Origin of the sequence: Phytopseudomonas seleniipraecipitans (genome assembly GCF_900102335.1) — a bacterium.
Classification (GTDB): domain Bacteria; phylum Pseudomonadota; class Gammaproteobacteria; order Pseudomonadales; family Pseudomonadaceae; genus Aquipseudomonas; species Aquipseudomonas seleniipraecipitans.
The window spans coordinates 101513-121517 of the sequence record NZ_FNBM01000003.1; the positions used below are offsets into that span (position 1 = coordinate 101513).

Below are 20005 nucleotides of genomic sequence, written 5' to 3' on the forward strand. Positions count from 1 at the left end.
TGCAACGAAAATGCCGACCCGAAGGTCGGCTTTTGTTTGCTGCCTGCGGCCAGAGCCTTTTAACGCCGCAGAGCCGGCGCGCAGCAGACTTTAAATGAACACCTACAGCATGTCGCGGCTACTGGCCCCATCCACCAGACGGGCGATGCCCAGCGGGTTGGCGTTCTTCAGCGCATCGGGCAGCAGAGCGTCCGGGCAGTTCTGGTAGCACACCGGCCGCAGGAAGCGGTCGATGGCGAGAGTGCCCACCGAGGTACCACGGGCATCGGAAGTCGCCGGGTACGGGCCGCCGTGCACCATCGAATCGCAAACTTCCACACCAGTCGGGTAGCCGTTGAACAGCACGCGGCCAACTTTCTGTTCAAGCAGTGCGAACAGTTCTTCGCTGCCTGCCAGATCGCCCGGTTCGGTGATCAGCGTGGCGGTCAGTTGGCCGTGCAGGCCCTTGATGGCAGCCAGCAACTCAGTCCGATCAGCCGCTTCGACGACGATGGTAGTCGGGCCGAAAACCTCTTCCTGCAGCCGCTCGTCACCGTTCAGCAACAAGTTGACATCGGCCTTGAACAACTGCGGTCGAGCCTGGCTGCCTTCCTGCGTGGCGCCACTCAAATGGGTGATGCCAGGGTGCGCGGCAAGTGCAGACACACCTTTGCCGTAGCTTTCCAGGCCGGCGGCGTTGAGCAGGGTCTGGGCCGGTTGTTCGGCCATGCGGGCAGTGAGGTTCTCCAGAAAAATGCTGAATTCTGGCGAACGTATACCAATCACCAGGCCCGGGTTGGTGCAGAACTGGCCGGCGCCCAGCACCACCGAAGCGGCCAGCTCGCTGGCAACCTTGTCGCCACGAACCCGGAGGGCTTCGGGCAGCAGGATCACCGGATTGATGCTGCTCATCTCGGCGAACACCGGGATCGGCTGCGGGCGCGCCGCTGCCATGTCGCACAGCGCGCGACCGCCACGCAGCGAACCGGTGAAGCCGACGGCCTGAATGGCCGGGTGCTTGACCAGTGCCGCACCAACGCTGCCACCGTAGATCATGTTGAACACGCCCGTCGGCATGGCGGTTTTCTCGGCAGCGCGAAGCAGCGCCGCACCAACCAGCGCGGTGGTGGCCATGTGGCCAGGGTGCGCCTTGAACACCACCGGGCAGCCGGCAGCCAGGGCGGAGGCGGTGTCGCCGCCAGCGGTGGAGAACGCCAGCGGGAAGTTGCTGGCGCCAAACACGGCCACCGGGCCGAGGCCGATGCGGTACTGGCGAATATCCGGGCGCGGCAATGGCTGGCGATTCGGCAACGCACGGTCGATACGCGCGCCGAAGAAATCGCCACGACGCAGCACGGTGGCGAACAGGCGCATCTGGCCGCTGGTACGGCCACGCTCGCCCTGAATGCGGCCGGCAGGTAGCGCGGTTTCGCGGCACACGGTGGCGACGAATTCGTCACCCAGGGCGTCCAGCTCGTCGGCGATGGCGTCGAGGAAATCGGCGCGCTTGGTGGCCGGCAGGCTGCGGTAAATCGGGTAGGCCGCCGCGGCCGCTTCGGCAGCAGCGTCGACTTCATCGGGGGTGGCTTCGACGAATGCGTAAGGCAGCGCTTCGCCGGTCGTGGCATCGACGCTCTGCAGGTTCACCAAGCCTCGGGCACTGTAGGCGCCGCCGATGATGTTATGGCCGTTAACGGACATGAATATTCCTCCAGTGCAGAAACCAAGCGGGGCCTGAAGGCCCCGGTGAATGCTGTTTAGAGGGCGGTAACACCGCCCGGCTCGAGCGGCTCGTCGGCCGCCACCAGCCCGTTGCGCAAGGGTGCGCCGAACTCGTTCATTTCGATCTCGAAGGTATCGCCAGGCTGGGCCTTGATACCGTCGGCATAAGACAGCGTAGCGGTTCCGAAGTAATGCACATGCACATCACCCGGGCGCAGGAACTGCTGGTACTTGAAGTGGTGGAACTCCAGGTTCTCCAGGCTGTGGCACATGTTTTCCTCACCGCTGAGAAACTCCTTTTCCCACAGCACGGCGCCATCGCGGTGAATGCGGCTGGTGCCGGACAGGTGCGCCGGTAGCTCACCAACGCGCAACTCCGGGCCGTAGGCGCAGAAGCGCAGTTTGGAATGCGCCAGGTACAGGTAGCTGCGGCGCTCCAGCACGTGGTCGGAGAACTCGTTACCCAGCGCGTAGCCGAGGCGATACGGCTTGCCGTCGTCACCGATCACATACAGCCCGACCAATTCGGGCTCCTCGCCACCATCCTCGGCGAACACCGGTACTGGCAGGTCGGCTCCGGGGCGCACGACGATGCTGCCATCGCCCTTGTAGAACCATTCCGGCTGCGCGCCAACTTTGCCCGCGCCCGGTTTGCCACCGTCGACACCCCAACGGAACATGCGCATGGTGTCGGTCATGGTGGCTTCGTCCTGGCCCTTCTGCTGGTGCATCTTGTCGCGGGTCGAGGCGCTACCGAGGTGGGTCAGGCCGGTGCCGGTGATCAGGCAATGCGCCGGGTCTTCATGATCCAGCGGCGGCAGGATGTGGCCGCCTTTCTGCAAATCGGCATATGCCGGCCCCGTGTCGGTGCCGCGGCTATCGACTTCGCCCTGCAGGCTGCGCCCGGCGCGGATCGCCGCCAGCGCCAGCTCACGGGTGCTGGCAACACCATGCACGGTACGGATGGTGTCGCCATCGACAACGCCAACCTGGCGCTGGCCTTGGGTGGATTCGAACTGGATCAGTCGCATGGCTTATCTCTCTTGTTTGGCGGTTGGCCCGAACGGGTATGAAGCAGACTTTACGAACTGCGCGCCAGCCTGCCTAATGACAGGCTCTGATCAAGCAATAACTACTGGTTATCCCCATGATCGCTTCCCTGCCCGCCCTGGTTTCCCGACTGCGCCTGAAACAGCTGCGCCTGCTGATCGCCCTCGACGAGCAGGGCTCGCTGCACAAGGCCGCAGAGGCCGTCGCCATCAGCCAACCCGGCGCGACCAAGGCGCTCAACGAGATCGAGTCGGCGTTCGGCATGCGCCTGTTCGTCCGCACCAGCCAAGGGCTGGAGGCCAATGATCTGGGGCGTTGCGCGATCCGCTACGCGCGGCTGATCCACAGTGATCTGGCGCACCTGCGCGAGGAGATGCTGGGCATCCTGCAGGGCCAGGGTGGGCGTTTGGTGGTGGGCGTGATCATGGGCGCGGTGCCGCAGCTGACCCGCGCACTGTCACGCTTGCGGGCGCGCCAGCCGGAGCTGTCGGTGGAGATCGTTGAAGACACCAGCGCGCGGCTGCTCAGCCTCATCGACCAAGGCCGCCTGGATCTGGCGATCTGCCGTACTAGCGTGAGCCGCCGGCCGGACGACTACGACTGCCTGAGCCTGCATCAGGAACAACTGAAGGTGGTGGCCAACCCACGGCATCCGCTGGCCGCCAGCAGCAGGCTGACCCTGGCACAGTTGGCCGCCTACAGCTGGGTGGTATTCCCGGCGAACATGCCGATGCGCCTGGTGCTAGAGCGTGCATTCAGCGACGCCGGCCTGGAGTTTCCGCGCTACCCGCTGGAAACCGCCTCGACCTTTGCCACGCTGATGCTGCTGCAGGAAGATCCCAACCTGGTCGCCCTGATGCCACGGGAAACCGCGCAGTCGGCGGCGCGCTTCGGCACGCTGGCGTGCCTGGAGCTGGATCAGGTGTTGCGTAGCGAGCCCTACGGCGTGATCAGCCGGCGCGGCGCGCCGCTCTCATCGCCAGCACGCTTGCTGCTGGAAGAGTTGCGCGCTTCGTAGTTGTAGGGTGGATGACGCTTTTTTCATCCACCATTACGATTGCAGCGGTGGACGGGTGAAGCGTCGTCCACCCTACGAACTGCGTGCCGAGCCGACAGAGGTGCTCAACGCCGATTGACGGTCTGCGCCGCACGCAGCACATCAGCCCCGATCTCCGCCTCGAACCGCTGCCACACCGGGCGCATCGCTTCGCGCCAGGCGTCGCGCTGCTCCGGGGTCAACGACAAAATTTGCGCGCGACCGGCGGCAGCGATCTGCTCGCGACTCTTGCGGTTCAGCTCTTCGGCATCCTGGTTCACCTTGAAGCTGACTTCCTCGATGATCGCTTCCAGTTGCGTACGCACCTGATACGGAATGCTGACCCAGAACTTGGAGTTGCTGATCAGCATGTAGTTGAGCGAGCCGTGATTGGTTTCGGTGATGAACGGCTGCACGCTGTCGAGCTTCTGGCTGGCCAGGTTCGACCAGGGGTTTTCCGCACCCTGCACGGTGCCCTTCTGCAGCGCCGCCAGGGTTTCACTGAAAGCGATCTTGCTGGTAGTCGCACCAATCTGCGCGAACTGCGTCTCCAGCACTGGCGACGGCTGAATGCGGAACGCGAGGCCCTTGGCATCGGCAGGCAGCTTCAGCGCGCGATTGGCGGAGAGCTGCTTCATGCCGTTGTTCCAGTACGCCAGGCCATAGATGTCATAGGCGGCCATGGAGCGCAGCAGTTCGCGGCTCTTTTCGCGTTTCTGGAAGCGCTTCACGGCCTCCAGGTCATCGAACAGGAACGGCAGGTCGTACACCTGCAGTTGCTTGGTGTAAGCATCGAACTTGGAGAGCGACGGTGCCAGCAGCTGCACCTTGCCATCGCGCAGGGCCTGCAGCTCATCGTCGTCACCGAACAGCGTGGAGTTCGGGTACACCTCGACCTTCACTTTGTCGCCCAGGCGCTCTTCCACCAATTGTTTGAACAGCAGGGCGCCGCGGCCCTTGGGCGTGTCGTCGGCGACCACATGGGAGAACTTGATGACGATGGGTTCGGCGGCAACAGCCGAATTCGTGCAGACCAGCATCAACGCTGTCAGGGCAATGTAAATAACGGGCTTGAACATGCAATACCTTGGCAATGGCAGACACAGGCGCATGCGCGAGGCAGGCACCTGAAGGAAATGGGGTTATCGAGTGACCTCAAGCGAGGCATCGGTTAAGCGCTGTCGGCTGCGCCCAGCGCATGGCGCAGGGGTCCGACTATTATTGGAGGGGCTGCGGCAACGGCCCGGGCTAACGGGTGCGTTTTGGCAGGGGCGCGATTCTTGTCGATCCCCCGCCGCCGAACAAGCTGCAATTACGCCAACTGCTGCACAGCTTGAAGATTCAATAGCCGTGCCGTGGCAGAATGCGCGCCGCCACACCATCACGAGATCAGCATGTCGTCGTCTTTCGTCACCCCGTTCGCCACCCTGGAACTGCAGCGTCAGCCCGAGCAGCCCGGCATGCCGCTGCAGGCCTTCGACGCCGCCGACGCCTACCTGCTCGAGCAGGCTCAGGCGCTGCCTGCCACCACCCGCGTGCTGGTGCTCAACGACAGCTTTGGCGCACTGGCCTGCGCCCTGGCTGGGCGCGCCCAAGTCACCAGCAGCGGTGACTCGCACCTCGGCCACCTGGCGCTGCGCCTGAACCTCGCGCGCAACGGCCTGGCCGATGATGCCGTGACCTTCGTGCCGGCCAGCGAGCCGATACGTGGGCCCTTCGATCTCGTACTGATCCGCGTGCCGAAAACCCTGGCACTGCTGGAAGAACAGCTGATCCGCCTGCACGGCCAACTGGCGCCGGACGCCCAGGTGATTGCCGGCGGCATGATCAAGCACCTGCCGCGTACGGCGGGCGATCTGCTGGAAAAATACATCGGCCCGGTGCAGGCCTCGCTGGCGGTGAAAAAAGCCCGCCTGTTGCATGCCACGCCAGAAGCCAAAGCCGCGCCGACATCCCCCTACCCGACCCGCTACCGCCTCGACAAGCCGGCGCTGGAACTGAGCAACCACGCCAACCTGTTCTGCCGCGAAGGCCTGGATATCGGCACCCGTGCTTTTCTGCCTCACGTGCCAAAGCATCTGGACAACCGGCGAGTGGCCGACCTGGGCTGCGGCAACGGTGTGTTGGGCATCGCCTACGCACTGAGCAGCCCTGGTGCCGAGCTGACTTTGGTGGACGAGTCCTACATGGCCGTGCAATCCGCCACTGAGAACTGGCGGGCCGCGCTGGGCGACCGCCCGGTAACCGTGCGCGCCGGTGACGGCCTGGCCGAACAGCCGGCCGACTCGCTCGACCTGGTGCTGTGCAACCCGCCGTTTCACCAGCAACAGGTAGTCGGCGACTTCCTCGCCTGGCGGATGTTCCAGCAGGCGCGTAACGCCCTGGTCACTGGCGGCGAGCTGTGGATCGTCGGCAACCGCCACCTGGGTTACCACGCCAAACTGGCGCGCCTGTTCCGCGGCGTCGACCAGGTAGCGGCCACGCCGAAGTTCGTGGTGCTGAGGGCGACCAAGTAAGCGCGTCGGGTCAGCTTGCCGACTGGGTTTCACTGCGCTCGATCCAGGCTGCAGTTCGAGCTCGAATGTTTGGCGGACTCACTACCGCTCCCCGGGTATCGCCGACCTACAGCGTCAAGGTAAAGCGCGACAGCAACGCCCCCGGCAACGCCATCGAGCCGGCCGGGCTACCAGAGTCATCGCGCAGTCGTAGCCTGCGGTTGAGCGCAGCGATACCCAGGAGCGTGCACCGCCGACCTACAGCGTCAAGGTAAAGCGCGACAGCAACGCCCCCGGCAACGCCATCGAGCCAGTCTGCCGGGCGCCATAGGTGCCGTTCGGCAACAGAAGCTCCGGCTCACGGGTCAACGCTTCCAGATTCGGTCCGAGGAAATCGAACAGCGAATCGTCGAAACGCATGGTGCCTACCGGCGCCTGGATACGGCCGTTTTCGACCCAGAAAGTGGCGAAGCGGGTCATCCCGGTCAGGCGCCCGGCCGGCAGGTCGGAGAAGTTGCTGTACCAGAGGTTGCCGATATACAGCCCGGTGCCGAGGCGTTGCAGGATCTCGCCCTCCTCCAGCTCGCCGCCGTGCAGGTGTAGCGCGAACGGGTACTCGCCGCTGCCCGCGCCGTTGGCGATCAGCCCGTGTTCGGCGGCGCTGCGTGAGCTGACCAGGCGCTCGCCCGGCTGCCCCTGGCTAAGCAACCGCAACCGCTGGCGCGGCCCTTCGCGGGTAAAGGCCGGCGCCAGGCCGCCTTCGATGCGTTCATCCAGCGTCACCTTGTCGCTCAGGCTTGCGCTGCCGGCGAACAGCCGCTGCAGCGGGCTGCCACCGGTGGCCAGCGCTTCGGCGGAAAAGCCCCAGGCGAACAGCCCGAACAGTTCCTCCAACGCCGCTGGCGTCAGGTAGGCCCGGTAAGCGCCGGGCTTCAGCTCATGGGCAGGCTTGCCCAAGTGTTCGAGCTGCTCGCGGGCGAACGACAGTTTGCGGGCAAAAGCCTGAGCATCCCACTGCTCGCCGGCGTAGATACTTTTCACTGCCTGGCCGTTCTGGTGGAACAGGCTAAATTCGAAGTTGAAGCTGCTCGCCGCGTGCCAGCCAAAGGCGCCCCAGGAACTGGCGAAACCCTGGTACTGCGGCCCGGCGGCGTAGAAGCCGACCAGATCCAGCCCGGCCGAGGCCTCGACGATTTGCGCGATGGCCGCCTCGCTGTGCTGAACAGCCTCGCCCGCCGCCGTCTCGCTGCGCCAGGCCTCGCGGTTCAGGCGCAGGTAAGGGTCGTCAGCTAGCGTCGGCAATACCGCGCGCAGCCGCTGCAGCGCCAGGTCGAGGTGCGGGCGGTCATCGTCGATAGCCCCGCTCAGGGCCAGTTCGAAGTCGCCATGCCGTTCGCCCTGATACAGCGCCAGCGTGGCGTACACCTGCTGCACCTGGCCGGCCTGGCGCACGCGGGCGTGGTTGAAGCGGATAAAGTCCGACGCCTCGGCCTGGTACTCCAGGGTGAACCCTTCGCCGGCCTGCAACTGGGTTTTGATGTAAGTGAGCAAATCCTCGAAATGCTGACGTGCGTTCATCAGGCGGCCCCTCCAAATACATCGATATCGGCGAACACGCATGCTGGCGTGGCGTGCCCGACGCGGATCACCTGATTCGGTTCGCCCTTGCCGCAATACGGCGTGCCCAGCACCTCGAAGGTACTGGCGTCGCCGACCGCCTTGAGGTTGCACCAGAAGCGCGCGGAGATGCCGCGATAATTGGGGTTCTTCACCACGCCCTTGAGTTCGCCGTTCTCGATCAGCTGGCCCCACTCGCAGCCGAACTGGAATTTGTTGCGCGCATCGTCGATCGACCAGGAGCGGTTATTGCTCATCAGAATGCCGCGCTCGATGCCGCCGATCAGCTGCTCCAGGCGCTGCGTGCCGGGCTCGACATTGAGGTTGGCCATACGATCCAGGGTCGGCCGGTTCCAGCTGCAGGCACGGCTGTTGGCCACGCCCTCAAGCCCGCTGCGCCACTGCGACAGCGCGCCACCGAGCGGTCGCTGCAGGATGCCCTCGCGAATCAGGTAGTCGCGCTGCGCCGCCGTGCCGTCGTCGTCATGCCGGTAGCTGGCCAGCTCGCCCGCCACCGTCGGGTCGAAGGTCACGTTGAGCAGCGGCGAGCCGTACTGGTAGCTGCCGAAATCTTCCTGGCGGATAAAACTGGTACCGGCAAAATTGCGCTCGTCACCGAGGATGCGATCCAGCTCCAGCGGATGGCCGATGGACTCGTGGATCTGCAGGATCATCTGGTCCGGCATCAGCAGCAGGTCGCGATGGCCACTCGGCGTATTCGGCGCCAGCAACAGCTGCAGCGCCTCGTCGGCGATACGACCGGCAGTGCCGACTACGCCCAGCTCATCGATCACCTCGGCACCGCCCTGGCGCGCCAGGTGAGTGCCGCCGAAGCTGCGGCTCTGGCTGTCAGCGCCATCGCTGGCGGTGACGCCTAGCTGCGGGAATACATAGTGCTGAGCGCGGCGCAGACGGGCGCCGACGCTGTTCAGGTAGATTTGCTCGGTGGCGGTAAAGCTCAGGCCGGCGTACCAGTCCACCAGCCGTTCGTCCCGCGGCACCCGCGCCGACTCGGCCGCCAGCAACTCGTACCAGTGCGCCGGGCTGGCCAGGCTGCGTTGGTAGCCGGGCATCACGTCATCGGCCTGCTCATGGGGCACCGGCAGCTCGTGCAGATCGAGCAGATTGCGCCCCGCCAACTGCCGCGCCAGCCGCTCGGCCTTGTCGAGCGCCGCCTGCAAGCCGGCCTGACTGAGATCGCTGGTCGCCGCATACGCCTCCACCCCGGCCACCCGCACACTGAGCATGGCGCCAGCATCGTCACCGAACGACGGCGCCCGCGCCACATTGCGGCGCACCCAATAGCGCTCGGTGGTTTCCCGCACATGGCGCAACGACCAGAAATCGGCGGTGGAATGCAGGGCGGCGAAGCGGCGTTCTAGGGTCTCGCTGAAGGCGAACATGGGGGCTCCCTTGGTAGGCGGCATTAAAGAGGCAGTATGGGAAGGATTGGCGGGATGGGGCAACCAGAGCGGCGGGCATGGTATCGACAGACGGCTATTTGAGGGCGCACTGTCGGAGCCGATTTTGTATTCAGCTCGATTAACAACAGGTCGCGCCTTGTAGCGAAGGTCTATCTGTTATCGCTATGGTGGATGAGAAAAGCGTCATCCACCCTACTTGCTCAAAGTACCTACGTCAGAATAACAACTAAAAATTCCCCGCCTTCCTCTAGGTCTTGCCCCACCAAGCCCCAGTCCTTACCTTGTCCCCTCGCTACCCCCGCCTTCAATCGCGAGTTCGACCCACCATGAAAAATCTAAAAATCAGCGCTATCACCACCTTGCTTATCGGGCTATCGGGTTTTGCCCAAGCTCAGGAAACGCCTTCACACCTAGACAAGGTGCTGGAGAAGGGACAGCTGGCGGTGTGCACCACCGGCGATTACAAGCCCTACACCTTCCTGCGCCAGGACGGCGGGTACGAGGGTATCGATATCGAGATGGCCCAGTCGCTCGCACAGAGCCTTGGGGTGAAGGTGCAGTGGGTGCCGACCACTTGGAAAACCCTGATGCCGGATATGGTGGCGGGCAAATGCGATATCGGCATGGGCGGTATTTCGGTGACGCTGGAGCGCCAGAAGAAGGCCTTTTTCAGCAGCATGCTGGATGTCGACGGCAAGATTCCGCTGGTGCGCTGTGAAGACGTTTCGCGCTACCAGACCATCGAGCAGATCAACCAGCCTTCGGTGCGTTTGATCGAACCGGCCGGCGGCACCAACGAGGCCTTTGCGCGGGCCTACCTGCCAAAGGCTCAGCTGAATTTCCACGATAACAAGACCATTTTCCAGGAACTGCTGGATAAGCGTGCCGATGTGATGATCACCGACTCGTCCGAGGCCCTGTATCAGCAGAAACGCATGCCCGGCCTGTGCGCCGTCAACCCGACGGACTACATGCAATACGGCGAGAAGGCCTACCTGTTGCCCCGCGACGATATGGCCTGGAAGAGCTATGTGGATCAGTGGCTGCACTTGAGCAAGGCCACCGGCGCCTATCAGAAAACCCTGGGGCACTGGCTGGCGGTGCCGGGGCAGTAACGGGACACCGGATCGTTCCCACGCTCTGCGTGGGAATGCATCAGCAGGACGCTCCGCGCCTGACTCCTCGGTAGCCAAGCCTGCATATGCGGCGCGGAGCGCCACGGGAGGCGTTCCCACACGGAGCGTGGGAACGATCAATGGTGGATGGATAAAGCGTCATCCACCCTACGCCCTACCGACAAGTAGGGTGGACAACGCGAAGCTTGTCCACCATTCGTAACCCGAACAGCCCCACTGAGACCGCTCCTAAGCGGAGCGTGGGAACGATCAGCCCTCCTACGGGGTACTCAACCCCGCCGCATTCATAAATAGCCGCAGCAGATACGACACCAGCCCCAGGCTCAGCACGCTGACCGTCCAGATGCCGGCCAGCCAGGCGATGCGTTGCCAGAGGGGTTTCTTTTCGGTGGGTTTGCCTAGCATCAGTGGTACCCCTGATCCGGTGTGACCTTGCCGCGGAACACGTAGTAGCTCCAGGCGGTGTAAACGAGGATGATCGGGATGATCAGCAACGCGCCGACCAGCGCGAAGCCCTGGCTTTGCGGCGGTGCGGCGGCCTGCCAGATGGTCAGCGAGCCGGGCACGATGTTCGGCCACAGGCTTATACCCAGGCCGCTGTAGCCGAGGAAGATCAGCGCCAGGGTCAGCACGAACGGCTTGCTGTTGTCGTAGTTGGCCACCGAGCGCAGCAGGTAGAAGAAGCTCGCCAGCACCAGCAGCGGCACCGGGGCGAACCAGAACAGGTTGGGCAGGGTGAACCAGCGCTCGGCGATGCTCGCCTGGGACAGCGGCGTCCACAGGCTGACGATGCCGATCACCGCCAGCAGGGCCAGCGCCAGCGGGCGGGCCATGTCGTGCATCTGTTGCTGCAGGCGGCCTTCGGTTTTCATGATCAGCCAGGTGCAGCCGAGCAGCGCGTAGGCGGCGATCAAGCCCAGGCCGCTGAACAGCGGGAACGGCGCCAGCCAGTCCAGCGAGCCACCGGAAAACGCCCGCTCCTCGACCGGAATGCCTTCGATGAAGGCGCCGAGCGCCACGCCCTGGAAGAAGGTCGCCGCCACCGAGCCGCCGATAAAGGCTTTGTCCCAGATATGCCGCTTGTGGTCGCGTGCCTTGAAGCGGAACTCGAAGGCCACGCCGCGGAACACCAGCCCCAGCAGCATGAAGATCAACGGCAGGTACAGCGCGCTGAGCACCACCGAATAGGCCAGCGGGAACGCTGCGAACAGCCCGGCGCCGCCGAGCACCAGCCAGGTTTCGTTGCCGTCCCAGACCGGCGCCACGGTGTTCATCATGATGTCGCGCTCGCCCTTGTCCGGCACGAACGGGAAGAGGATGCCGATGCCCAGGTCGAAGCCGTCCATGATCACGTACATCATCACGCCAAAGACGATGATCACCGCCCAGATGATCGAGAGATCGATACCCATGGTCATGCCCTCCCTTCTGTGTTTTCACCACCGTGGTCACTGTCGTGCGTCCCCTCCTTGGGTGCAGACAGCGGCCGCGCGGGCGTATGCCGAGTGCCCGGCCCGCCTTCGTGCTGATGGTCACCTTCGCCGGTGACCGGGCCTTTGCGCACCAGGCGCATCACGTAGCTCATGCCGGCGCCGAACACCGCGAAGTAGATGACCACGAAGAGCACCAGGGTCAGGCCCAGCTGCCCGGCGCTGTGCGCCGACACCCCGTCGGCGGTGCGCATGATCCCGTAGACCACCCACGGCTGGCGGCCGATCTCGGTGGTGAACCAGCCGGCGAGGATGGCGATCAGCCCAGAGGGCCCCATCCACAGGCAGAAGTACAGAAACGCCCGCGACTCGAAGAGCCCGCCGCGCCAGCGCAGCCACAAACTCCACAGGCCGGTGAGGATCATCAGCATGCCCATGGCGACCATGATGCGGAATGACCAGAAGATGATGGTCGAGTTGGGCCGGTCTTCCTTGGCGAACTCCTTGAGCGCCGGCACTTGCTTGTCCAGGCTGTGGGTGAGAATCAGGCTGCCCAGGTAGGGCACCTCCACCTTGAAGCGGGTTTCCTCACGCTCCATGTCCGGCCAGCCGAACAGGATCAACGGGGTTGGCTCACCGGAGCTGTTGTCCCAGTGGCCTTCGATGCCGGCGATCTTCGCGGGCTGGTGCTCAAGGGTGTTGATGCCATGGAAGTCGCCGATCACCGCCTGCACCGGCGCGACCAGCAAGGCCATCCACAGCGCCATGGAGAACATCTTGCGCATTGCAGGCGTGTTGCGGCCACGCAGCAGGTGCCAAGCCGCCGAGGCGCCGACGAAGAACGCGGTGGCGAGGAACGCGGCGGTGGCCATGTGCGCCAGGCGGTACGGGAACGAAGGGTTGAACACCACGGCGAACCAGTCCACCGGGATCACCCGGCCGTCGACAATCTCGAAACCCTGGGGCGTCTGCATCCAGCTGTTGGAGGCGAGAATCCAGAAGGTCGAGATCAGCGTGCCAACCGCCACCATGATCGTCGAGAAGAAGTGCAGCCCCGGCCCGACGCGGTTCCAGCCGAACAGCATGACGCCCAGGAAGCCCGCTTCGAGGAAGAACGCGGTAAGCACCTCGTAAGCCAGCAGCGGCCCGGTCACCGAGCCGGCGAAATCCGAGAAGGCGCTCCAGTTGGTACCGAACTGGTAGGCCATCACCAGGCCGGAGACCACGCCCATGCCGAAGTTGACCGCGAAGATCTTCGCCCAGAAGTGGTAGAGGTCGCGGTACACCGTTTGCCCGGTTTTCAGCCACAGGCCTTCGAGCACCGCCAGGTAACTCGCCAGGCCGATGGTGATGGCCGGAAAGATGATGTGGAAGGAAATGGTGAAGGCGAACTGGATGCGCGCAAGATCCAAAGCCTCTAGGCCGAACATGTAGGCGTCCTCATCAGGTTTGTCGTTGACCGACTTCTGGTTGTCTGCAACGGCTCGAGCAGGTCCGGCAAATGCCGCCTTGACCTGGATCAACCGCTCTGCAGAAGACTACGCCCCACCGCGCGTCTTGCCGCCGTGGTGGGTTGCCGCGCGACAGGCCGTCACGTGCGGCGTTCTGACTTAGTTCCATGAGCCTGGTCGCTGTGCGGACTATCGGACGAAGGGAAGACGTGGCTTATCCTGCGCGGCGGCCGTCCTATCCGGCGCTGCCTGCTACAACCGCTGCCAGCTGTTCCCATGGAGATTCCCGATAATGCGTTCCCTGCCCCCCTTTGCCCTGCGCCCGTGCCACCTGCTGGCAGCCAGCCTGCTGACCTGTGCGGCGCTTCCCGTCGCCCATGCCCAGACCACACCGGGCGCCCTTCAACTGGACGGCATACGGGTATCCGACCAGCCGCTGACCGAACAGCAGGCGGCCGAGGAGCAGCTCAAGCGGGTACCGGGCGGCACCAACCTGGTTGATCTGCAGCGCGTCGAAGAAGGCCGCGTGGCTGGCGATCAGGATGTATTGGCCTACCAGCCGGGCGTGTATGCGCAATCGCCCGGCAACGAGGGCATCAAGATTGCCATCCGCGGCTCGGGCATCAACCGCGGCACCGGCTCCCACGCCTCCGGTAACCACATCATGCTCGACGGTCTGCCGTTGACCGGTTCGGGCGGCACGCCCTATGAGTTGCTGGAGCCGCTGTGGCTGAGCCGCGCCGAAGTGCTGCGCGGCGCCAATGGTTTCGACAAGGGCTCGCTGGCCCTGGGTGGCGCCATCGACTACATCACCCGCACCGGCCGTGATGCCGACAAGTTGCAACTGCGCTATGAAGCCGGCAGCCACGGTTACCAGAAACGCAGCATCAGCTCCGGCCAGGTGCTGGGCGACTTCGATTACTACATCAATGTTACCGACAGCCGTTACGACGGTTATCAGGATCATTCGTCGGGCAAAGGCCAGGGCGTTGCCGCCAACGTCGGCTATCGCCTCAACGAGAACCTGGAAACGCGCTTCTACCTGCGCTACCGGGAGACCGAACACGAAGTACCAGGCCGCCTGAGCAAGGCACAGATCGAGCACGATCCACGGGCAGCCGCCGCCAACAACCTGCGCATCGACGCGCACCGTGACCAACCTGGCAGCACCTGGCTGGCCAACAAGACCACCTGGCAGATCGATGACGATTCCACCCTGGTGGCCGGCCTGGCTTATCACCATTACCCGATGGATATCGTCGAAAACAGCTCGCCCAACGGCAACACCTACCGGGTGCGCGTGGACTACAGCGATGTCAGCGGCACCCTGAACTACACCCGTCGCCACAGCCTGTTCGGGCTCGACAGCACCACCACCGTCGGCTTTCGCAGCACCACCAACCTGCCGAGCAGCAAGTCCAAGGAAAATGCAGCGCTACCGATCAGTGTCGGTGGCACCGATTACCCGGCCGGCACCCTGATGCGCGCTTACGAGCACCTGGGTTCGGACAACGTGCTGCACATCGGCAACGAAACCGAACTGGCGCCCGATCTGTGGCTGACCAGCGGCCTGGCGTTGATCTACACGCGCCGTGAAGTACAGGTGACCTGGCCGGCCACCGACGACAAGCTTAGCGAACATACGTGGGACTACGCGCCGCGCATCGGCCTGCGCTACCAACTCAACCCGGACGTACAGCTGTACGGCAATATCAGCCGCTCGGTCGAGCCGCCTCACGCCTGGTCGATGCTCTGGAGTTCGCCGCTGCGCTTCCCGAACAGCAATCAGCCCTACAGCGCTCGCCAGCGCGCGCCGATCTCGCTGGACAATCAGACGGCTACGACCTTTGAAATCGGCGGCCGTGGCGACTCCGTGCTGGGCCAGTGGGATCTCGCTTACTACTACTCGCTGGTGCGCAACGAATTGCTGACGGTGGAAATCACTCCTGGGATTCCTCCCTCTGAGGCCAACGCCAGCCCGACCATCCACCAGGGCATCGAACTGGGCCTCGACAGCCCGCTGTGGAACGGCGGTGCGGCGGGCGCCCTGGCCCTGCGCCAGGCCTACACCTTCAGCGACTTCCACTACCGCGACGACGATGCCTTCGGCGACAACCGTCTGCCGGGCCTGCCGCGCCATTACTACCAGGCCGAGCTGCGCTACGACCACCCGAGCGGCTTCTACGCCGGGCTCAACAGCCAGTACGCCTCCAAGGTCGCGGTGGATTACGCCAACTCCTACTACGCCGACGCGTACGCGATCTTCGGTGCGACCTTTGGGTACGCCTCGCCGAAAGACGACTGGCAGACCTGGCTGGACCTGCGCAACCTGACCGACAAACGCTACGCCGCCACCGTCACGCCGGGCTACAACGACAACGGCGCCGACGTTGCCCGCTCGACGCCGGGTGAGGGCTTCGGGGCGTTCGTCGGCGTGTCGTACAGCTTCAATTGAGCCCGGCGCCCTACCCAGTAGCCTGGGTCGAGCGCAGCGACACCCGGGAGCGTTTCCCGCATAGCGCGACGCTTCACTAGGCGCCGCGCTATGCGTTGGGTTGATCAGAAATCCAGGGTGGCCGATACCTTCAACGTACGCGGCTCGCCCTGAGTCAGATAACCGCCATTGGTGGACGCCCAGTAGGCCTTGTCGGCAACGTTTTCGAGGCCGGCGCGCAAGGTCAGCTGGCGCTCTTCATCCAATTTCAGGGCGTAGCGGGCACCCAGGTCCACGCGGGTCCAGGCGGGGATGCTCAGGGTGTTGGCGGTGTCGTAGTACTGCCCGCCGGTACGCAGTAGCAGGCCGTTGAAACTCAGGCCGGCAACGCCAGGCACGTCCCAGTCAGCGCCCACGTTGTACTGAAACTCGGGCACGCCAACGGCGCGGTTACCATCATTGGCGCCATTGGCCGTACCGCTGAGTTCGGTGTCCATCAGCGTCGCGCCCGCCAGCACGCGTAGCCCGGGAAGTGGCTCGCCAAACAGGTTGAGTTCCACACCGCGGTTACGCTGCTGGGCGTCCACGCTGAAGGCGCCGTTCTGGGTCACGCCCTGCGGCTGTTCGATCCGGTACACGCCAAGGCTGCCGCCAAAGGTGCCCCAGTCCAGTTTGACGCCGGCCTCGATCTGCTTGGTGCGATAGGGCGCGAACATCGTTCCGCGGTTGCTGGCGGCAGCCGGCGCAGTCGGCCCCTGCTGCAGAGACTCGATGCGGTTGGCATACAGCGACACGACATCGGTCGCCTTGAACACCAGGCCGTAAGCAGGCGTGGTGATGCTGTCCTGGTAGTTGGCGGTGCGAGCGCCGGTGCCCGCGCTCCAGGCATCCGCGCCGATGGATTGGCGGCGCAGCCCCAGCGTCACCAGCAGCCGGTCATCGAAAAAACCCAGCGTGTCGGAAACGGCCACACTGCGAGTGATCACCTTGGCGGTCTTGCGCGGGTCGTGTAGATCGCCACTGACGCTGGCGACCGGTTCGCGCACCGGTTGCGGATCATAAAGATTGCCGGGCACACGGTTGTTGACTGGGGTCGTTGATGTCGATTCAAAAGCGTTGCGCCGCTCTTGCCAAAGCCCATTCATGGAAACGTTAAGCTGATGGCTCACCGGACCGGTCTGCAGGTTGCCACGCAGGCCAGCCACGCTGCTGAAAGTTTCCTGATCGAGGGGCGAATACAGCCGGCCAACCTGACCGCGGCCATCCGGTGATGCCACGTACACCGAGGAATACACACCGTTCTCACGCGTGTATTTGCCGCCACCAGCCAGGTACGCCGTCCAGTTTTCACCCAGGTCGTATTCGGCGTTGAACATGCCGTAGGTGTCTTCCAGCTGCGACCAACTCCAGGGCTGCGAATAGTTGGCGTCGGAGTCAGGCACCTTGGGCACCTTGCCGCCCAACCCGTCCGTGGTCAGGTAGACCACCGAGCGGCCTTCGTTGATGCGCTGTTTCTGGTAGCCGAAATCAGTCGACAGGCGCAGACGCTCGCCGCGGTAGTCCAGGCCGACGGTGGCCAGGCTGAAGTGCGAATGCTCGCCGTCGACGGCCGATTCACCGTCGCGCTTGGCCACATTGACGCGGGCCCCGAAACGGTTGTCTTCGCCGAAACGGCGGCCAAGGTCGACATGGCCGCCAGTGCGCGAGTCGCTGGCGTAGTCCAGTGTGATGCTGCGGTTGGGCGTGTCCTCGGCCCGCTTGGAAACCACGTTGATGGCCCCTCCCACCCCGCTACCACCTGGCGCGACACCATTGAGAAAGGCGTTGGCGCCCTTGAAAACCTCAACGCGTTCTACTGCTTCGGTGGAGATGATCTGCCGCGGCAAAATGCCGTACAGGCCGTTGAAAGCAATATCGTCGGTGTACAGCTGAAAGCCGCGCACCACGAATACCTGGGAGAAATTACCGAAACCATTGGACTGGCGAATCGCCGGGTCGCTGGCCAGCACCTCGCCGAGGCTGCGCGCCTGGCGGTTCTCGATCAGTTCGTTGGTATAACTGGCGGCGCTGAACGGCACGTCCTGCATATCCTGATTGCCCAGCATGCCGATGCGCGCACCGCGGGCGACCTGGCCACCGGCGTATTCCACCGGCAGGTCGAGGCGCCCCTCGGCCTGGCCGTTGACGGTGGTGGCATCGAGCTGCAGTGAAGTCGCGTCGCCGCTGAGTGGCACCAGACTGACCGTGCCGTCGGTGCCGATCAGGTAGCTCAGGCCACTGCCCTGCAACAGCCGCTGAAGGCCTTCGGCAACCGAATAGTCACCCTGCAGCGCCGGCGCCTGACGGTCGCCTTCGGTCAGGCTGGCGTCGTAGAGCAGGCGTACATTGGCCTGCTCGGCGAAATCGGTGAGCGCCACGTCGAGGCGCTGGGCCGGAAGGTCGAACTCCACTGCCGACGCGCTGGCGGCGGCGAGCAACAGGTGGGCGGCAGCCAGTGCCTGGAAAAGAGGAGAACGCGTCATACGCATGCGGGTGTCCTGTTCTGCGAAGGTTCATGCGAAAAAGTCGCATTTGCAGAAACGGAAGACGAAACAGCCAGGCACTTCTGAACCGCCAATGAAAACTATTTTTCATCGCGCGCGCTTCAGAGGCGCGCAAAGCCGCTCAACTGCGGCTGACCAGCAGCAGACCAGGCAGGCGCACGAGCCGCACCGGCAGGTTGCTTTCGATGGCACGCAGCACCGCCTGCGGGTCATCGTGGGCGAATACGCCAGTCACCTTGAGGTCGCGCACACTCTGGTCGAGAAAGATCACCCGCTGGCGCTGGCTGCGCTCCAGCTCAGTGAACACCTCGCTCAGCGGTTGCGCGCGAAACACCAGCTTGCCACGCTGCCAGGCCAGTTGCTGACGGGCATCGAGGGCTTGTAGCGGCTGCAAGCGCTCGCCGCTCCAGCGCACCTGCTGGCTGGCACCGACCAACAGCGGCGGCGCCTGGGCATCGCTGGCCTGCACCTGCCCTTCGGTCACTGCAAGCAAGACGTCCTGGCCGTCGTAGTCGACATCGAACCGCGTGCCGGTGACGCGAATGCGCGCCGGGCCGGCCTCGACGAAAAAAGGCCGCGTGGAATCTTTGGCCACCTGGAAGTCCGCTTCGCCGCGGTACAAACGAATCTCCCGGCGGCCCTCGCTGATCGTCCAGTCCAGCGCGGTCGCGCCGTTGAGGGTGAGGATGGAGCCGTCTTCCAGTTCGACGCTGCGTATCTCGCCCGGCGCGGTGGCGAAGTCGGCGTTCCAGCTCATCCACGCGCCCTGCGGCAGCCAAAGCGCCAGCACCAACAGCGCGGCGCTCGCCAGCGGCACGGCCCAGCGCAATGATCGTCGCCGACGCAGCGGGCGCACTTGCGCAGCGGCTGGTTCGCTGGCCGGTTGTTCACCCAGCTGCCCAAGCAACGCCCACAACCGCTCCACGTCCATGGCGGCCTGCTCGTGCGCAGGCGAGGTGCAACGCCAGGCACTGGCGGCGGCGCGATCAGCGGCAGTGGCGCGGCCGGAATGCAGCAGCACGTGCCATTCCCTGGCCTGGGCGAGAAGCGACGAATCGGCGGTCACGGCATCACATCCATTTTTTGCTGACACTGCTCCAGGGCCTTGAGGATATAGCGCCCGGCCATGCTTTCGGAGACGCCGAGACGCAGGCCGATTTCCTTCTGGGTCAGGCCCTCGAGGCGGTTCCACAACAGGGCCTGACGCAGGTGGGGTGGCAGATCCTGAAGAATATCCTGCAGGCGGGCAAGCTGTTGGCCGCCTTCGACGATCTGTTCGGGCCCTGGCTGATCCGACTCCAGTTCGACCGACACGCTTTCCTGCACCGGCCGCGCCTGCTGCTGGCGCCGGTGGTCGATGATCAGGTTACGGGCGATGCGGTAGAGAAACGCGCGCAGGTTCTCCACATCGCCGCTGCCACGACGCTGAAAGCGCAGCCAGGTTTCCTGGCGCAGGTCAGCGGCCAGCTCGTCGCACTTCACCTGGCGGGTAAAGAAGCGCAGCAGCTCACCGGCATGGCGCTGAAACTGGCCGTCCTGGGCATCGGAGTCGTGGGGCGGACGCACTCGAGAAATCTCGTGCAGGGGAACGGGTTGCGAACATATCGCCGCTGATAACTATTTTCAACAAAAGGCGACCGCCAACCGCTTGCATGAGCGCTGGGGCACCGGGCGCCGCATCCAGGCGC

At 64.4% G+C, this 20005-nt stretch carries 15 protein-coding genes; 4 read left to right on the plus strand and 11 right to left on the minus strand.

All coding sequences use genetic code 11. The features are described 5' to 3' along the window. Positions 1-102: 102 nt before the first annotated feature. Together BLS60_RS08155 and araD1 are read right to left on the minus strand one after the other, a co-directional pair. Positions 103-1680 carry an aldehyde dehydrogenase (NADP(+)) gene (locus tag BLS60_RS08155; protein ID WP_092366785.1) on the minus strand — a complete coding sequence of 526 codons (1578 nt, stop codon included), beginning with the start codon at positions 1678-1680 and terminating at the stop codon, positions 103-105. A 56-nt stretch (positions 1681-1736) separates the two neighbouring features. Then, entirely contained in the window at positions 1737-2732 is a 996-nt protein-coding gene (gene araD1 / locus BLS60_RS08160; protein ID WP_092366788.1) for an AraD1 family protein, read from the minus strand. 116 nt (positions 2733-2848) lie between these two features. Between araD1 and BLS60_RS08165 the strand changes: the two genes are divergently transcribed. Next, positions 2849-3769 (plus strand): LysR family transcriptional regulator, encoded by a 921-nt coding sequence (locus BLS60_RS08165; protein ID WP_092366790.1) that lies wholly within the window; start codon positions 2849-2851, stop codon positions 3767-3769. A gap of 104 nt (positions 3770-3873) precedes the next feature. Here the strand turns inward: BLS60_RS08165 and BLS60_RS08170 are convergent, their stop codons facing one another. Next, positions 3874-4866, minus strand: coding sequence for a DctP family TRAP transporter solute-binding subunit (locus tag BLS60_RS08170; RefSeq protein WP_092366792.1), 993 nt, complete (start codon positions 4864-4866; stop codon positions 3874-3876). 315 nt (positions 4867-5181) lie between these two features. Here BLS60_RS08170 and BLS60_RS08175 point away from each other — a divergent pair, with 315 nt between their 5' ends. Next, positions 5182-6303, plus strand: coding sequence for a methyltransferase (locus BLS60_RS08175; protein WP_092366794.1), 1122 nt, complete (start codon positions 5182-5184; stop codon positions 6301-6303). A 237-nt stretch (positions 6304-6540) separates the two neighbouring features. On the opposite strand, the gene BLS60_RS08180 is transcribed toward BLS60_RS08175, so the two are convergent. Continuing rightward, the gene (locus BLS60_RS08180; protein ID WP_092366796.1) at positions 6541-7860 is read right to left on the minus strand and encodes a TldD/PmbA family protein; all 1320 of its coding nucleotides are present in this window, start codon (positions 7858-7860) and stop codon (positions 6541-6543) included. Further along, entirely contained in the window at positions 7860-9302 is a 1443-nt protein-coding gene (locus BLS60_RS08185) for a TldD/PmbA family protein (RefSeq protein WP_092366798.1), read from the minus strand. The genes BLS60_RS08180 and BLS60_RS08185 overlap by 1 nt, the downstream gene beginning before the upstream one ends. Positions 9303-9649: 347 nt before the next feature. On the opposite strand from BLS60_RS08185, the gene BLS60_RS08190 reads away from it, so the two are divergent. Then, positions 9650-10438 carry a transporter substrate-binding domain-containing protein gene (locus BLS60_RS08190; protein WP_092366800.1) on the plus strand — a complete coding sequence of 263 codons (789 nt, stop codon included), beginning with the start codon at positions 9650-9652 and terminating at the stop codon, positions 10436-10438. Between the two features lie 279 nt (positions 10439-10717). Here the strand turns inward: BLS60_RS08190 and BLS60_RS08195 are convergent, their stop codons facing one another. From BLS60_RS08195 to BLS60_RS08205, 3 genes are read right to left on the minus strand one after another with little or no spacing between them, the layout of a single operon-like run. Then, positions 10718-10867 (minus strand): DUF2474 domain-containing protein, encoded by a 150-nt coding sequence (locus tag BLS60_RS08195; protein WP_374990497.1) that lies wholly within the window; start codon positions 10865-10867, stop codon positions 10718-10720. Continuing rightward, positions 10864-11871 carry a cytochrome d ubiquinol oxidase subunit II gene (gene cydB, locus BLS60_RS08200; RefSeq protein ID WP_092366803.1) on the minus strand — a complete coding sequence of 336 codons (1008 nt, stop codon included), beginning with the start codon at positions 11869-11871 and terminating at the stop codon, positions 10864-10866. Before cydB ends, BLS60_RS08195 begins: the two co-directional genes overlap by 4 nt. A gap of 2 nt (positions 11872-11873) precedes the next feature. Further along, complete coding sequence (locus BLS60_RS08205; RefSeq protein ID WP_092367420.1) at positions 11874-13319, minus strand: cytochrome ubiquinol oxidase subunit I; 1446 nt, start codon at positions 13317-13319, stop codon at positions 11874-11876. Between the two features lie 313 nt (positions 13320-13632). Between BLS60_RS08205 and BLS60_RS08210 the strand changes: the two genes are divergently transcribed. Then, positions 13633-15795, plus strand: a complete 2163-nt coding sequence (locus BLS60_RS08210) for a TonB-dependent receptor family protein (protein ID WP_092366806.1) — start codon at positions 13633-13635, stop codon at positions 15793-15795. 104 nt (positions 15796-15899) lie between these two features. On the opposite strand, the gene BLS60_RS08215 is transcribed toward BLS60_RS08210, so the two are convergent. The 3 genes from BLS60_RS08215 to BLS60_RS08225 all read right to left on the minus strand — a co-directional run bounded on the left by BLS60_RS08215 (position 15900) and on the right by BLS60_RS08225 (position 19883). Continuing rightward, positions 15900-18302, minus strand: coding sequence for a TonB-dependent receptor (locus BLS60_RS08215; RefSeq protein WP_092366809.1), 2403 nt, complete (start codon positions 18300-18302; stop codon positions 15900-15902). 136 nt (positions 18303-18438) lie between these two features. Then, complete coding sequence (locus tag BLS60_RS08220; protein ID WP_092366812.1) at positions 18439-19383, minus strand: FecR family protein; 945 nt, start codon at positions 19381-19383, stop codon at positions 18439-18441. Continuing rightward, on the minus strand, positions 19380-19883 hold the full coding sequence (locus tag BLS60_RS08225; RefSeq protein ID WP_092366815.1) for an RNA polymerase sigma factor: 504 nt from the start codon (positions 19881-19883) through the stop codon (positions 19380-19382). The genes BLS60_RS08220 and BLS60_RS08225 overlap by 4 nt, the downstream gene beginning before the upstream one ends. Positions 19884-20005 lie beyond the last annotated feature (122 nt).

Bases quoted from the DNA above. Each gene is read 5' to 3' on its own strand.
- BLS60_RS08165 (WP_092366790.1), top strand. From the start codon at position 2,849: ATGATCGCTTCCCTGCCCGCCCTGGTTTCCCGACTGCGCCTGAAACAG.
- cydB (WP_092366803.1), bottom strand. From the start codon at position 11,871: ATGGGTATCGATCTCTCGATCATCTGGGCGGTGATCATCGTCTTTGGC.
- BLS60_RS08205 (WP_092367420.1), bottom strand. From the start codon at position 13,319: ATGTTCGGCCTAGAGGCTTTGGATCTTGCGCGCATCCAGTTCGCCTTC.
- BLS60_RS08210 (WP_092366806.1), top strand. From the start codon at position 13,633: ATGCGTTCCCTGCCCCCCTTTGCCCTGCGCCCGTGCCACCTGCTGGCA.
- araD1 (WP_092366788.1), bottom strand. From the start codon at position 2,732: ATGCGACTGATCCAGTTCGAATCCACCCAAGGCCAGCGCCAGGTTGGC.
- BLS60_RS08175 (WP_092366794.1), top strand. From the start codon at position 5,182: ATGTCGTCGTCTTTCGTCACCCCGTTCGCCACCCTGGAACTGCAGCGT.
- BLS60_RS08190 (WP_092366800.1), top strand. From the start codon at position 9,650: ATGAAAAATCTAAAAATCAGCGCTATCACCACCTTGCTTATCGGGCTA.
- BLS60_RS08155 (WP_092366785.1), bottom strand. From the start codon at position 1,680: ATGTCCGTTAACGGCCATAACATCATCGGCGGCGCCTACAGTGCCCGA.
- BLS60_RS08180 (WP_092366796.1), bottom strand. From the start codon at position 7,860: ATGAACGCACGTCAGCATTTCGAGGATTTGCTCACTTACATCAAAACC.
- BLS60_RS08215 (WP_092366809.1), bottom strand. From the start codon at position 18,302: ATGCGTATGACGCGTTCTCCTCTTTTCCAGGCACTGGCTGCCGCCCAC.
- BLS60_RS08185 (WP_092366798.1), bottom strand. From the start codon at position 9,302: ATGTTCGCCTTCAGCGAGACCCTAGAACGCCGCTTCGCCGCCCTGCAT.
- BLS60_RS08170 (WP_092366792.1), bottom strand. From the start codon at position 4,866: ATGTTCAAGCCCGTTATTTACATTGCCCTGACAGCGTTGATGCTGGTC.